The sequence below is a fragment of the Enterobacter sp. 4974935 genome, from assembly GCF_058661735.1.
Genome location: NZ_JBZWGT010000003.1, coordinates 1,750,776 through 1,765,533 on the forward strand (window position 1 = coordinate 1,750,776; position 14,758 = coordinate 1,765,533).

General features: G+C 60.1%; 9 protein-coding genes. 7 read left to right on the top strand and 2 right to left on the bottom strand.

What is annotated here, in order from left to right; all coding sequences use genetic code 11:
- Positions 1 to 46: 46 nt before the first annotated feature.
- Together AC4OVS_RS09515 and AC4OVS_RS09520 are read right to left on the bottom strand one after the other, a co-directional pair.
- Positions 47 to 1,831 carry a methyl-accepting chemotaxis protein gene (locus AC4OVS_RS09515; RefSeq protein ID WP_410022948.1) on the bottom strand — a complete coding sequence of 595 codons (1,785 nt, stop codon included), beginning with the start codon at positions 1,829 to 1,831 and terminating at the stop codon, positions 47 to 49.
- Between the two features lie 106 nt (positions 1,832 to 1,937).
- Entirely contained in the window at positions 1,938 to 2,291 is a 354-nt protein-coding gene (locus tag AC4OVS_RS09520; RefSeq protein WP_023300288.1) for a DsrE/DsrF/TusD sulfur relay family protein, read from the bottom strand.
- A gap of 73 nt (positions 2,292 to 2,364) precedes the next feature.
- On the opposite strand from AC4OVS_RS09520, the gene nasR reads away from it, so the two are divergent.
- The 7 genes from nasR to AC4OVS_RS09555 all read left to right on the top strand — a co-directional run bounded on the left by nasR (position 2,365) and on the right by AC4OVS_RS09555 (position 14,757).
- Positions 2,365 to 3,537 (top strand): nitrate regulatory protein NasR, encoded by a 1,173-nt coding sequence (gene nasR, locus AC4OVS_RS09525; protein ID WP_491922346.1) that lies wholly within the window; start codon positions 2,365 to 2,367, stop codon positions 3,535 to 3,537.
- Positions 3,538 to 3,764: 227 nt separating this feature from the next.
- Entirely contained in the window at positions 3,765 to 5,012 is a 1,248-nt protein-coding gene (locus tag AC4OVS_RS09530) for a CmpA/NrtA family ABC transporter substrate-binding protein (protein WP_022648370.1), read from the top strand.
- A gap of 2 nt (positions 5,013 to 5,014) precedes the next feature.
- Entirely contained in the window at positions 5,015 to 5,893 is an 879-nt protein-coding gene (gene ntrB, locus AC4OVS_RS09535; RefSeq protein WP_022648369.1) for a nitrate ABC transporter permease, read from the top strand.
- A 9-nt stretch (positions 5,894 to 5,902) separates the two neighbouring features.
- Positions 5,903 to 6,691 carry an ABC transporter ATP-binding protein gene (locus AC4OVS_RS09540; RefSeq protein ID WP_042715167.1) on the top strand — a complete coding sequence of 263 codons (789 nt, stop codon included), beginning with the start codon at positions 5,903 to 5,905 and terminating at the stop codon, positions 6,689 to 6,691.
- A gap of 12 nt (positions 6,692 to 6,703) precedes the next feature.
- Positions 6,704 to 10,690 (top strand): nitrite reductase large subunit NirB, encoded by a 3,987-nt coding sequence (gene nirB / locus AC4OVS_RS09545; RefSeq protein ID WP_491922347.1) that lies wholly within the window; start codon positions 6,704 to 6,706, stop codon positions 10,688 to 10,690.
- Positions 10,687 to 13,164, top strand: coding sequence for a nitrate reductase (locus tag AC4OVS_RS09550; protein WP_491922348.1), 2,478 nt, complete (start codon positions 10,687 to 10,689; stop codon positions 13,162 to 13,164). Before nirB ends, AC4OVS_RS09550 begins: the two co-directional genes overlap by 4 nt.
- Before the next feature lie 174 nt (positions 13,165 to 13,338).
- Positions 13,339 to 14,757: a YchO/YchP family invasin gene (locus AC4OVS_RS09555; RefSeq protein ID WP_022648365.1), complete on the top strand. Its 1,419-nt coding sequence runs from the start codon at positions 13,339 to 13,341 to the stop codon at positions 14,755 to 14,757.
- Position 14,758 lies beyond the last annotated feature (1 nt).

Consider the following 14,758-nt stretch of genomic DNA (forward strand, 5'->3'; position numbering starts at 1 on the left):
TTCAGCGGACGCGCGTTTTCCCTGCTTAACGCGCGTCCGGGAAAAATTATATGCGGAAATGGCCAGCGGTCTCAGCAAGGTCGCCCGCCTGGCTTTGCAGCGCGCTGGCCGCCGCAGCAGACTGTACAACGAGTTCAGCGTTCTGCTGCACCATGCGATCCAGGTGAGTCACCGCGTGGTTAATTTCATGGATGCCTTTCATCTGCTCGCGGGTGGCAATAGATATTTCACGCATAATGCCAGACACGCTCCCGACGCTGGCGCGGATCTCATCCATGCTGTCGCCCGCAAGGTGCACAAACCGGGAGCCGGTTGCAACGCTTTCGGTAGTGGAGTCAATAAGGGATTTTATCTCTTTCGCCGCCTGAGCGCTGCGGCTGGCCAGATTACGCACTTCCCCCGCAACGACCGCGAACCCACGGCCCTGCTCACCGGCACGAGCCGCTTCGACGGAGGCGTTAAGCGCCAGAATGTTGGTCTGGAAGGCGATGCCGTCAATCACGCTGGTGATATCGCCAATCTTTGCAGAAGCCACTTCGATGGACTGCATGGTGCTGATTGCCTGCGAGACTACTTCGCCGCCGCGCGCTGCGGCCGCAGAGGCCTTACTGGCCTGGTCGTTGGCTTCTTCGGCCGATTCATTCGACTGGGTAACGGAGGCGGTTATCTCTTCCACGGCGCTGGCGGTCTCACGCAGGCTGGACGCGGCCTGCTCGGTTCGTCCGGAGAGATCCTGATTGCCTGCCGCAATCTCCTGCGCGGCGTTTTTCACTGAGGCGCTGGCGTCGCGAAGCTGGACCATCACCACCGAGAGCTTATTGCTGAAGGCGTTAAACGCCTGCGCAATTTGCGCCACTTCGTCATCGCCGCTATCCGGCAGACGCTGGGACAGATCGTTGGTGCCGTTGGCAATGCTGTGCATCGCGTCGCGAATGTCGGACAGGCGCTTAAGCAGGCGGGCTATCAGGAGGTGGACAATGGCGCCGCTCAGAAGCGCCAGAATCACCAGCGAGATTGCCGACGCTTTCAGCAAGGAACGCATGCCGGAGGTGGCGTCGCTGCTGTCGAGGGCGACGACCAGCAGCCAGTTCGTGCCCGGCACGGCTGAGGCGATAAAGGTTTTTTCCTCATCATTCAGCGTCCCGTCGACCGGATTACCGCTCTTCAGCGCCGCAAGGTCGATGCCTTTGATCGTCCCGGTAAACGGCTTCAGCGTCAGGGTCGGCTCGTTGGCGGCAATAACCGTGCCGTCGCTGTTCAGGAGTAACCCGCTGCTGGCAGGCGTTGGGTGGATCCCGCGCACGTTCGCCACCACGCTATCCATGGCGACATCGCCCGCTATCACCGCTATCAGAGTACCATTCTCTTTCACCGGTACGGCAAACGTCACCACCAGCTTCCCGGTACCGGCATCAACGTAGGGCGCCGTCACAACCGGGCCATCCGTGCTCACCACCTGCTGATACCAGGGACGAATGGTTGGGTCATAATCCGCCGGGACCCCCGCAGGATCGGAGAATTTCGCCGTCTTGCTGGCGTAGCCTGCGTAGACGTTGGTGAAGCCGCCCGCCTGGGCTAATTGCTTAAACACCGGAACCGGATCGTCAGCCAGCGCGATACTCTGCGCGGAGGCAATCACCGTCATTTTGCTTTTGACCCAGTCGGCAATCGCCATATTGTGGCTGGCGCTGGTGCTGGTCAGTATATCGCGCTGCGACTGCTGATTATCCTGGCGCGTGACCTGAAAGTTGATAATGGTATTAAGAAGAAGGGCGACGACCATACAGCCTGTCGTCGCCGCAATGATGCGGGCGCGAATGGATCTGAACATAAGTGTAATACCTGCTGTGTTGTTTCCATGCCTATCGGCAATGGCGCAGGTAAACTTGATGCTGAAACCGCGTCCATAAGAAAATAATATTTTTAGCGATTTATTATTAAAAAGTTAATACTTTATCAGCGGTAAGAGTCCATTCAGCCAGTTCAACCAGCGTGCCAATTTCCACGCCATCAATCAGGGGCAGCCCGGTAATGCCGCGACCGTCGGTACAGGTTTTGCACAGCTTGACCGGAACGTTTTGCGCGGTCAGGATCTCCAGCATGTGTTGTATGTTGTAGCCCTCAGCGGGTTTCTGCCCCTTCAGCGCGGCCGTGACGGCATCGGACATCAAAAAGAGGCGCAGCTCCAGCTCACTCTCCTTATCGCGCAGCGCGATTGCCAGGCGCAGACTGTTAAAAAGGGATTCACTGCCGTAGGCCGCACCGTTGGCGACGATCACAATCTTCTGCATGTTGACTCCTGTTCTTTGAAAAGGCACGAATATTGCTTCTCATACCGAAGAATATGTATCGGAGAGAGAAACGATGACGATAGTGGCTGGCAGTTCGCCTGGCTCGACCGAATGGTTCCAGCGTGCAAGAATGCTGCGGGAGGAACAGCTCGGCAGATTAGCGCAGCTGGGCGCACTGGTGAACGGCATCAGTCGACTGGTGCATATGCTACAGTGCGAACGCGGTGCGTCAAATGTCTGGCTCTGCTCGCAGGGTAAATTGTACGGGCCTGAATGCAAGGCCAGCAGGGCTTTGGTGGATGAAAACCTTGCTGCATTGCACCTCCTGTTTAGCGAACCGCTGCCGGGCAGCGCCCTCTGCGAACGTATCGCCAGCGCACTGCACGGCCTTGAAACGCTGACGGTGCTGCGTGATGGTGTTACAGGTCAACGCGTCACCGCGCCGCAGGCGATGGAACACTACAGCCGCATACTGCGGCTTCTGCTCAATATCGTACCTCAACTCAGCGACAGCATTGACGATCTGCACATCGCGGGCCGATTTGTGGCCCTTTACAGCCTGATGCAGGGCAAAGAACTTGTGGGACAAGAGCGGGCGTTAGGGGCTATTGGTTTTACCCAGGGCTTCTTTGACGATGAAACTCGCCAGCGGCTGGTGGATCGCATTGATGGCCAGCAGGCCTGCTTTGAGGTTTTTATCTCCCATTGCACTCCAGACGTGCAGGAGACGTTTACCCTCAACTGTCAGCCGGGTCTGGAGACTGAAAAACTCAGGCGTGAAGCGTGCACCCGCCAGCCTCCGGCAGATAATGGCGATACTGCCCTCAAATGGTTTGCCCTGCAAACCGCGCGCCTTGAGCATCTGCGCACGCTGGAGGAGGTAGCCATTGCCGATCTGATGACGGCAGTTGAGGAGCGTCGCTATAGCGAAAACCTGCACGTAGACGATGAGTACGACGATATCCTGGCGCGATTTCCGGATAGACCACTGCTGCCGCTGGTGCGCCAGCAGGCTCGTGAAATTGAGCAACTCTCCCGTCAGCTTGCTTCCCTGCGCGACACGCTGGAGGAGCGCAAGACCATCGACAAGGCCAAAAGCGTGCTAATGACGCATCAGAACATGAGCGAGGAGCAGGCGTGGACAGCCCTGCGCAAAATGGCGATGGATAAAAACCAACGCATGGTGGATATCGCCCGTGCGCTCCTTACGGTGAAAAATCTGTGGAAGATACCCCCTGGGGAGTAGTTGCACAGTCAGTGGGCATTTAATGCCTGATTGAGGTGCGTAAAAGAGCGCTCTCCTTGCAGAAACCCCGTAACGCCGGGGTTAAAAAGCTGGCATCACCTTTGCATTAACAGATTAACTATTTTTGACGATGCGCCAACGGCGGTGCATACGTCTTCGGGATAAAGGCGTCCAGCGGTGCTTCAGCACCGTCGGGCGCTTTTTTTTGCCTTTTTTCAGGAGCAATTATGGCGGATTTGTCGAGACGGCGTTTATTGCAGGCCAGCATGCTGGCGAGTGGTGCGATGCTGTTGCCGGGTGTCATGCAGGCCGCATGGGCGGCGGGGTCAGATAAGCCGGAGCAGGATACCGTGCGTATCGGGTTTATCCCCCTGACCGATTGCGCGCCAGTGGTTATCGCGGCCCTGAAAGGGTTCGATAAAAAACACGGCATTACCATTGTACCTACCAAAGAGGCGAGCTGGGCGGCGGTGCGCGACAAGCTGGTGGCGGGGGAGCTGGACGCCGCACACATTCTTTACGGCCTGCTGTACGGACTGGAGCTGGGTATCGCGGGCAAGCCGCAGCAGATGGCGAACCTGATGACTCTCAACCAGAACGGTCAGGCCATTACGCTCTCCAGCGATCTGGCGGAGAAGGGCGTTCGTGATCTCGACGGGCTGAAAAAGCTGATTACACAGCAGGCACCGGGAACCTACACCTTCGCGCATACCTTCCCGACGGGGACACACGCTATGTGGCTCTACTACTGGCTGGCCAGTGCGGGCATTAACCCGTTTGACGACGTGCGCACTGTGGTGGTCCCGCCGCCACAGATGGTGATGAACATGCGCATCGGCAACATGGTCGGGTTCTGCGTCGGCGAGCCGTGGAACGCGCGGGCGATTAACGACCGCATCGGGTTTACCGCCGCCACGTCACAGTCCATCTGGGCCGATCACCCGGAAAAGATCCTCGGCACCCGACGCGACTGGGTGGTGAAAAATCCGCACACCGCACGGGCGCTGGTGAGCGCCGTGATGGAAGCCGCGCGCTGGATCGAGGCGTCAGCGGAAAACAAACGTGAAACCGCGCAGATCCTCTCGCGCCGCGCATGGCTCAACTGCAAGGAACAATACCTCACCGGACGCATGCTCGGCGAATACGACAACGGGCTCGGTCAGCGCTGGCAGGATGCGCACCCGATCCGTTTCTTCAATGAGGGTGCCGTGAGCTACCCGTATCTCTCCGACGGCATGTGGTTCTTAACCCAGTTCCGTCGCTGGGGCTTGCTCAACGCCGCGCCGGATTATGCGGGCATCGCACAGCGCATTAACCAGACCGCGGTCTGGCAGGATGCCGCGACCGCCGTGGGCGGCATGTCCACACCGTCATCACCGTATCGCAGCAGTACCCTGATGGACGGCACCGTCTGGAACGGCACCGATCCGGAAGGGTACGCCAACCGCTTCGCCATTCACCGTAAAGGGGCCTGAGTATGCAGCATCTGCAAAATACGCAACCACAAGAGAAGTCAGAGAGCGGGGAAGTGATTGTCCTGCCTCCGCTACAGGTTCGCCGTCGTGCGCCAGCGTTTACGCGTCGGATGAATGAGTTTTTACAGCGCGTCATCCCGGCGCTGCTCGGTCTCGGTCTGCTGGTGGTGCTCTGGCAGCTGGCGGCGATAAACAGTAAAGGTTTCCCGACGCCGCTCAGCACGCTCGATTCGGCCATGACCCTGTTTGCCGATCCGTTTTATCGCGACGGGCCAAACGATATGGGCATTGGCTGGAACGTGCTGGCGTCGTTGCAGCGCGTCGCCATCGGCTTCGGTCTGGCGGCGCTGGCGGGCATTCCGCTGGGCTTTTTGATTGGGCGCTTCACCTTTTTCTCCCGCATGTTCAACCCGCTGATCGCGCTCCTGCGTCCGGTCAGCCCGCTGGCCTGGCTGCCTATCGGCCTGCTGCTGTTCCAGAAAGCGGAGCCCGCGTCGAGTTGGACCATTTTTATCTGCTCCATCTGGCCGATGGTCATTAACACCGCCGAAGGGGTGCGCCGTATTCCGCAGGACTACCTCAACGTGGCCCGGGTGCTGCAACTCTCAGAGTGGACCATCATGCGCCGCATTCTTTTCCCCGCCGTGCTGCCTGCGGTGTTGACCGGGGTACGTCTCTCCATTGGCATTGCCTGGCTGGTGATTGTCGCCGCCGAGATGCTCACCGGAGGTTTAGGCATTGGCTTCTGGATCTGGAATGAGTGGAACAACCTTAACGTCGAAAACATTCTCATCGCCATCGTCATCATTGGCGTGGTCGGGTTGCTGCTGGAGCAGGGGCTGATGCTGATCGCCCGTCGCTTTAGCTGGCAGGAAAAATAAGGAGTGAAGATGAAACCTTTAATTCAGGTCCAGGCCGTGAGCCAGCGTTTTTCCACCGCCAGCGGCGAGTTTCTGGCACTGCAAAACGTCTCTTTTGATATCCACGAGGGCGAAACCGTCAGTCTGATTGGTCACTCCGGCTGCGGCAAGTCGACGCTGTTAAACCTGATCGCCGGGATCACGCTGCCGACGGAAGGCGGGCTGATTTGCGACAACCGCGAAATCGCCGGGCCGGGGCCTGAGCGTGCGGTAGTGTTTCAGAATCATTCGCTGCTGCCGTGGTTAACCTGCTTCGACAACGTGGCGCTGGCGGTGGATCAGGTCTTCCGTCGCACCATGAGTAAGGCCGAGCGCAAAGAGTGGATTGAGCACAATCTCGACCGGGTGCAGATGGGCCACGCGCTGCATAAGCGCCCCGGGGAGATCTCCGGCGGTATGAAGCAGCGCGTCGGTATTGCCCGGGCGCTGGCAATGAAGCCGAAAGTGCTGCTGATGGATGAGCCGTTTGGCGCGCTCGATGCGCTGACGCGTGCCCATCTTCAGGACTCGGTGATGCAGATCCAGCAGGCGCTGAACACCACCATCGTGCTCATCACTCACGACGTGGACGAGGCGGTACTGCTCTCTGACCGCGTATTGATGATGACCAACGGCCCGGCGGCCACCGTGGGTGAGATCCTGCGCGTCGATCTGCCGCGCCCGCGCAACCGGGTGCAGCTGGCGGACGATAGCCGCTATCACCACATGCGCCAGCAGATCCTCCATTTCCTCTACGAAAAACAGCCGAAAGCGGCGTAATGAGGGGGCACGATGCGACTGGTCATTATCGGTAATGGTATGGCGGCAACCCGGCTGATTGCATCGCTCACCGGGCGTGTGCCCGGTCGTTTCGCTATCACCGTCATCGGTGACGAGCCGGAGCAGGCGTACAACCGCATCCAGCTTTCGCCGGTGCTGAGTGGTGAAAAGCAGGCGGAGCACATCTGTCTGCACGATGAAGACTGGTACACGGCACGAGGCGTGACGGTGCTGCGAGGAGAAACGGTGCTATCAGTAGACGTTAACGCGCGTAAAGTGCGTACCTCTGCTCGCACGCTGGGCTGGGATGCGCTGGTGTTTGCCACCGGGTCTACCCCTGTAGTGCCGCCGATCCCCGGCGGCGATGCGCCGCATGTGTTCACCTTTCGCACCCTGGCAGAGACCCGCGCCATCCAGAACCTCTCCGGTCCGGCGGTAGTGCTGGGCGGTGGCGTACTTGGCGTGGAAGCAGCGGCAGCGCTGGCGCGCAACGGTGACAACGTCACGCTTATCCATCGTGGTCCCTGGCTGATGGAACAGCAGCTGGATCAGCAGGCGGGACTGCTGCTTGAAGAGGCGCTGGCGGCGCGGGGCGTTAGCTGTGAACTCGCCTCTGGCATCGCGGCGATTAACGGCAAGAGCGTGACGCTACTCAACGGATGCCGCGTCACCGCCGCGCGCGTGGTGCTGGCCACGGGTGTACAGCCCAACGTTGCGCTGGCAAAAACCAGCGGCATTCGCTGCGCGCGCGGTATCGTGGTGGATCACCAGATGCAAACCTCCGTGCCGGCTATCTACGCCATCGGCGAGTGCTGCGAAATTGACGGCCAGACATTTGGCCTGGTCGCCCCCTGTCTGGCGCAGGCGGATATTCTCGCCGCGCGGCTGGCCGGGGAGATCACCGCGCCGTTTACCCGGACCGACAACGGCGTGCGTCTTAAGGTGACCGGCGTGGAGCTGTTCAGCCTCGGACGCGCGACGGCGCAGGCGGACGATGTGGTATGGAGTTCATGGGATCCGCTGACCCGTCACTATCGACGTTTACTGATCCATCAGGGGGCGCTGGCTGGCGTGCTGCTGCTGGGTGACTGCCGCAGTGCGGCAACCTTTACCGATTTACTGGCAACGGCTGCGCCCGCCCACGCGGACTGGCTGTTCGATCGTTTCACAACGCAACCGCAGGTTGCAGGACAGAACGCTATGACAAAACCTACTCTGGTGGTGGTTGGGCACGGTATGGTCGGCCATCATTTCCTCGAAGACTGCGTTAACCGCAATTTGCATCAGCAGTATCAGATTATTGTTTTTGGCGAAGAGCGCTATGCGGCCTATGACCGCGTGCATCTGTCGGAATATTTTGGCGGACGCAGCGCGGGCTCGCTCTCGCTGGTGGCGGGGGAGTTCTTTGCCGATAACGGTATAGAGCTGCGCCTCTCGCAGCAGATTGTCGCTATCGATCGTGATGCACACGTTGTGCGTACCGCCAGCGGCCATGAAACCCACTGGGATAAGCTGGTGCTGGCGACCGGCTCGTACCCGTTCGTACCGCCCGTTCCGGGCAGCGATCTGCCGGGTTGTTTTGTCTACCGCACCCTCGACGATCTGGACAATATTGCGGCCCATGCGGCAGGCTCTCGCCGCGGCGTGGTAATTGGCGGCGGCCTGCTGGGGCTGGAGGCGGCGAATGCGCTTAAGCAGCTAGGGCTGGAAACCCACGTGGTGGAGTTTGCGCCGAACCTGATGGCGGTGCAGCTCGACAGCGACGGTGCGGCAATGCTGCGCAGGAAAATTGAGGCGCTGGGCGTAGGGGTACACACCAGTAAATCGACGACGGAGATTGCCACCGCAGACGACGGGCTGGTGCTGCGTTTTGCCGAGGGTGAACAGCTGGAAACGGACATGGTCGTCTTCTCTGCCGGTATTCGTCCGCAGGACGCGCTGGCGCGCAGCAGCGGGCTGGCTATTGGCGAGCGCGGCGGGATCTGTATTGACGACGGCTGCCGGACCTCCGATCCGGACGTGCTTGCCATCGGGGAATGCGCGCTGTGGGAGGGGAAAATCTTTGGCCTGGTGGCACCGGGCTACCAGATGGCGCGCGTGGCTGCCGCTGTGCTGGCGGGTGAGGAGAAGCGCTTCACCGGCGCGGATATGAGTACCAAACTCAAGTTGCTGGGGGTGGATGTGGCGTCGTTTGGTGATGCCCACGGGCGCACGCCGGGGGCGCTGAGCTACCAGTGGACGCACGGGCCGCAGCAAATCTACAAAAAAATTGTGGTCAGTCACGACAGCAAAACCCTGCTGGGTGGCGTGCTGGTGGGCGATGCCAGCGAATACGCCACGCTGGTGCAGATGATGCTTAACGGCATCAGTCTGCCAAAAGAGCCGGAAACGCTGATATTACCCGCGTCGTCAGGCTGCACGCCAAAAGCGCTGGGCGTGGCGGCGCTGCCGGAAAGCGCGCAGATCTGTTCGTGTCATAACGTCAGCAAAGGGGATATCTGCCTGGCGGTAAGCGCGGGCGCAACGGATATCGGCGCCATTAAGCAGTGCACCAAAGCGGCGACCGGCTGCGGAGGTTGTAGCGCGCTGGTGAAGCAGGTGATGGAGTTCCAGCTTGCGGAGCAGGGCGTGGAGGTGAAAAAAGATATCTGTGAGCACTTCCCGTACTCGCGTCAGGAGATATACCACCTGGTGCGCGTCAACCATATCCGGACCTTCGACCAGCTTATCAGCCGTTACGGACAAGGGCACGGCTGTGAGATCTGTAAACCGCTGGTGGGATCAGTGCTGGCCTCCTGCTGGAATGAATACCTGCTAAAACCGGCGCATCTGCCGCTGCAGGACACCAACGACCGCTACTTTGCCAATATTCAGAAGGACGGAACGTATTCCATCGTGCCGCGCATGCCTGCCGGGGAAGTGACGGCCGACGGGCTGATCGCCATCGGCCAGATTGCGAAACGCTATAGCCTTTACAGCAAAATCACCGGCGGACAGCGTATTGACCTGTTTGGCGCCACGCTCGAACAGTTGCCGGAAATCTGGCAGGCGCTGGTGGAGGCCGGATTTGAGACCGGTCATGCGTACGGGAAATCCCTGCGCACGGTGAAATCCTGCGTCGGGTCGACCTGGTGTCGCTATGGCGTGCAGGACTCCACCGGCCTTGCGGTCAAACTGGAGCATCGCTACAAGGGGTTACGTGCGCCGCACAAAATCAAAATGGCGGTCTCCGGCTGTACCCGTGAGTGCGCAGAGGCGCAGAGCAAAGACGTGGGGGTGATTGCCACGGACAAGGGCTGGAACCTTTATCTGTGCGGCAACGGCGGGATGAAGCCGCGCCATGCGGATCTCTTTGCCAGCGATCTGGACGACGAAACGCTGATCCGCACCGTTGACCGTTTCCTGATGTTCTACATTCGCACGGCAGATCGTCTGCAACGCACCAGTACCTGGATGGATAATCTGGAAGGCGGCCTCGACTATCTGCGCGAGGTGATCCTCAACGACAGCCTGGGGATCGCCCACGAGCTGGAGCAGGAGATGGCCCGGGTGGTGGAGACCTATCAGTGCGAATGGCAAACCACCCTCAACGATCCTGATCGCCTGGCGCTGTTCCGCACCGCGGTTAATGTCCCTGCCGCGGCGGAGAGCAAGCGCTGGCAGGAAATTTGCGGCATCGATGATATCCCCGAGCAGGCGGGCATCGGCGCGCGGCTTGGCCGAAAACCGATTGCGCTGTTCCGCTTTGGAACGTCCGTTTATGCCCTGGACGACCTGGAGCCGGGCAGCAGCGCGAACGTGCTTTCGCGCGGCATCCTTGGCGATGCAGCGGGCGAGCCGGTGGTGATTTCCCCGCTTTATAAGCAGCGCATACGTCTGCGCGATGGATGTCAGGTGGAGAACGGCGAACCCGTGGTGCGCGCCTGGCCGGTAAAAATTGAAAACGGCAAGGTTTGGGTTGGAAGCCAAGAGCTGGTGATGCGTGCGGAGGCCTCATGACGGAAACCCGTACAACGTGCCCTTACTGCGGGGTGGGCTGCGGCGTGGTCGCCAGTGTGGAAGATGGCGCGGTAAGCGTTCGTGGGGATGAAACTCATCCGGCGAACTTTGGTCGCCTGTGCGTAAAAGGATCTGCCCTCGGGGAAACGACGGGGTTGCAGGGACGTCTGCTGCGCCCGGTTGTTGACGGCATGGAGGTGGCATGGCCGCAGGCGCTGGGTGAAGCGGGCGAGCGGCTACGGAAGATCATCAACGAATGGGGGCCGCAGGCGGTGGCGTTTTATGCCTCCGGCCAGCTGTTGACCGAGGATTACTATGCGGCCAACAAGCTGATGAAAGGCTTTATCGGGGCGGCGAACATTGATACCAACTCGCGGCTGTGCATGTCGTCGGCGGTGGTGGGCTACAAACGCGCCTTCGGTGAAGACATTGTGCCGTGCAGCTACGAGGACGTGGAAAACAGCGATCTGGTGGTACTCGTTGGCTCAAACGCGGCCTGGACGCATCCGGTGCTGTATCAGCGGCTGGTGCAGGCAAAACGCAGCAACCCGCAGATGAAAGTGGTCGTGATCGATCCGCGCAAAACCGCCACCTGCGATGCCGCTGACCTGCATCTGGCGCTTAAGCCCGGCAGCGACGCCGGGCTGTTTGTGGGATTGCTCAATCTGATTCAGGGGAGCGGCGAGTGGCCGATTCCTCACGTGGCCGCGTTTTGCGATCTGCCTTCAGACGAGATTGGCACCTTCTACGACTGGTTTGTCACTGCGCCACGCGCGATCACGCTCTACACCATGGGGATCAACCAGTCCTCCAGCGGCAGCGACAAGTGTAACGCCATCATTAACGTGCATCTTGCCAGCGGGAAGTTCAACCGTTCGGGCTGCGGCCCGTTTTCGCTGACCGGACAGCCAAACGCCATGGGCGGGCGGGAAGTGGGTGGGCTGGCGAACCAGCTGGCGGCGCACATGAACTTCGAGCCGGACGATCTTTCGCGTGTGGCGCGTTTCTGGGGAACCGAGCGGCTGGCACAAACGCCGGGGCTGATGGCGGTAGAGCTGTTTGACGCGATTGCCCGCGGCGAGGTGAAGGCGGTGTGGATCATGGGCACCAATCCTGCCGTGTCACTTCCCGACAGCCACGCGGTGTGCCAGGCCCTGGCAGCCTGCCCGCTGGTAATAGTATCTGAGGTGATGCAGGAGACGGACACCAGCCGGTTTGCTCATATCCGTTTTCCCGCCCTGGGCTGGGGCGAAAAAGACGGAACGGTGACCAATTCCGAGCGGCGTATTTCGCGCCAGCGCGCGTTTCTGCCTGCGCCGGGCGAGGCCAGACCGGACTGGTGGATCATCGCCCGGATCGCAGAGCAGCTCGGTTATGGCGATGCCTTCGCCTGGGAACACCCTCATGAGATATTTTGTGAACATGCGGCGCTGACGGCGTTTGAAAATAACGGCGAACGGGCGCTAAACCTGCGCGAACTGGCGTCGCTGTCGCGAGAGGCGTGGGACGAGCTGGCGCCTTATCAGTGGCATGCCGGTGATTTCCCGCAAAGAAATCTTGTACCGGTTGATCCTTCCTCGCATGGGGCAGGCGTCGACGAATTGTACCCCTTGATACTGAATACCGGGCGGATCCGCGATCAGTGGCACACCATGACGCGCACGGGGTATGTTTCGCGCCTGATGCAGCATATCGATGAGCCTTTTATTGAGATGAACGCAACCGATGCGGCGCGCGCGGGGCTGACTGACGGCCAGCTGGCGCGGATAAGTTCCCCGCGCGGGGTCATGGTTGCCAGAGTACGTATCTCTACCGCACAGCGTGCGGGCGAGCTGTTTGCGCCGATGCACTGGAACGCGCAGTTTGCCCGGCAGGGGAAGGTCAACGCGCTGGTGGAAGGGCGGGTTGATGCCTGGTCCGGCCAGCCGGAGAGTAAACAAACCGCGGTGAGGATCCTGCCCTGGCTACCCGCCTGGCAGGGGGAGCTGTATGCCCGCGAGTTGCCAGCGCTGCCGCCGTCGGTATGCTGGTGGCGTAAAGCCTCACGTCTGACGGTGGCGGGGGAGCAGCCGCTGCTGTCGTGGGTCATGGCGTACGCCAGCGGTCGGGGCTGGCAGTTACAGGTGGCACAGACGGGAGAACGCAGCAGCGTGCTCGCCTGGCATCACGGCGAGCTGATGCTGGGCTACTGGGAAGGCCAGACGCTGCCGGCGCTGGCGCATGCGTTTATTGAAGAAGCCTTTGCTGCTGCGCCCGTACAACTCGCTGAACGCCACGCGCTGCTGCACGGACAACGGCCGGGCGAAGATGCCGATCCCGGGCGAATTATCTGTAGCTGCTTTAGCGTGGGTGAAAATACGATACGTAAGGCGATAGCCGGAGGCTGTAATTCTGCCGCAGCGCTGGGCGTGAAGCTGCGTTGCGGTACGAACTGCGGCTCCTGCCTGCCGGAGCTGAAAGGGTTGTTGGGATAATAGTGTAAAGGCGTCAGGTGGCGGCTTCGCACCGGCACGAATTTGTAGGTCGGGTAAGGCGAAGCCGCCACCCGACAATTCTGTTCAGGATATTCCTGAAATTTCTGTTAAGACTGGTTTTCAGGGCTTATGGCGTTAACATAATAAGTGTTTGTTCATAAACACAGGTTCTGATTGACGACGTTGAAGGCTGTATCGTCCCGCATCCGTTTTTTGCTGTTACTCCCCCTTTTTACGGCTGGAGCCGTTCACGGTGCGCCGAAATCCTTCGTGCAGCAGGCGCAAAATCCGTTTGATAACAACGGCGATAGTCTGCCGGATCTCGGTATGGCGCAACCGACTACCGAAGGCGAAAAGCACCTGGCTGAAATGGCAAAGGCCTTCGGTGAAGCCAGTATGATCGATAACGGCCTGACGGCCGGGCAGCAGGCGCGACAGTTCGCGTTTGGCAAGGTGCGGGATGCCGTCAGCGGGGAAGTCAACGAGCAGATCGAATCCTGGCTTTCCCCCTGGGGTAACGCCAATGTCAATGTACTGGTGGATGACGACGGTAACTTTAACGGCAGCAGCGGAAGCTGGTTTATCCCCTGGAGCGACAACACCCGCTATCTGAGCTGGAGCCAGCTTGGCCTGACGCAGCAGACAGACGGGCTGGTGAGCAACGTCGGGATCGGGCAGCGCTGGGTTGCCGGAAACTGGCTGCTGGGCTACAACACCTTTTACGACAACCTGCTGGAAGACAACCTTCAACGTGCCGGACTGGGCGCAGAGGCGTGGGGCGAAAACCTTCGCCTGTCGGCCAATTACTACCAGCCGTTCGCTGGCTGGCAGCCGCGTTCCGACATCCGGGAGCAGCGCATGGCGCGCGGGTACGACGTAACGGCCAAAGCCTGGCTTCCCTGGTTTCATCACCTGAACACCAGCGTCAGCTTTGAACAGTATTTTGGCGATAACGTCGATCTGTTTAACAGCGGTACGGGGTATCACAACCCGGTTGCGGTCAACCTGGGGCTGAATTATACCCCCGTTCCGCTGGTCACCCTGACGGCTGCCCATAAGCAGGGGGAGAGCGGCGTTAGCCAGAATAACCTCGGGCTGAAGCTCAACTATCGCTTTGGCGTGCCGCTGGCGAAACAGCTTTCCGCCGGGGAAGTGGCGGCGACGCGCTCGCTGCGGGGCAGCCGCTATGATTCACCTGAGCGTGATAATCTGCCCGTGATGGAATTCCGTCAGCGTAAAACCCTCTCGGTCTATCTGGCCACGCCGCCGTGGGATCTTAAGCCAGGCGAAACTGTGATGCTGAAGCTGCAAATTCGCAGCACGCACGGTATCCGTCAGATCCACTGGCTGGGTGATACCCAAGCGCTCAGCCTGACCTCACCGGCAAACAGCAACAGCAGCGATGGCTGGAGCATAATCATGCCCGCCTGGAACGACGCGGAAGGGGCGAAAAACGAATGGCGGCTTACGGCCGTGGTGGAAGATAAGGATGGGCAGCGTGTCTCCTCCAATGAGATCACGCTTTCCGTGGTGCAACCGCTCGTCGCAATGCCTGCCGACGATCCACGGTGGAAGTTGCTGCCGGATGAGTAAG

What these genes read in the sequence shown, in the direction of transcription:
- AC4OVS_RS09520 (WP_023300288.1), bottom strand. Translation starts at nt 2,291, where the DNA reads ATGCAGAAGATTGTGATCGTCGCCAACGGTGCGGCCTACGGCAGTGAA.
- AC4OVS_RS09515 (WP_410022948.1), bottom strand. Translation starts at nt 1,831, where the DNA reads ATGTTCAGATCCATTCGCGCCCGCATCATTGCGGCGACGACAGGCTGT.
- AC4OVS_RS09540 (WP_042715167.1), top strand. Translation starts at nt 5,903, where the DNA reads ATGAAACCTTTAATTCAGGTCCAGGCCGTGAGCCAGCGTTTTTCCACC.
- nirB (WP_491922347.1), top strand. Translation starts at nt 6,704, where the DNA reads ATGCGACTGGTCATTATCGGTAATGGTATGGCGGCAACCCGGCTGATT.
- ntrB (WP_022648369.1), top strand. Translation starts at nt 5,015, where the DNA reads ATGCAGCATCTGCAAAATACGCAACCACAAGAGAAGTCAGAGAGCGGG.
- AC4OVS_RS09530 (WP_022648370.1), top strand. Translation starts at nt 3,765, where the DNA reads ATGGCGGATTTGTCGAGACGGCGTTTATTGCAGGCCAGCATGCTGGCG.
- AC4OVS_RS09550 (WP_491922348.1), top strand. Translation starts at nt 10,687, where the DNA reads ATGACGGAAACCCGTACAACGTGCCCTTACTGCGGGGTGGGCTGCGGC.
- nasR (WP_491922346.1), top strand. Translation starts at nt 2,365, where the DNA reads ATGACGATAGTGGCTGGCAGTTCGCCTGGCTCGACCGAATGGTTCCAG.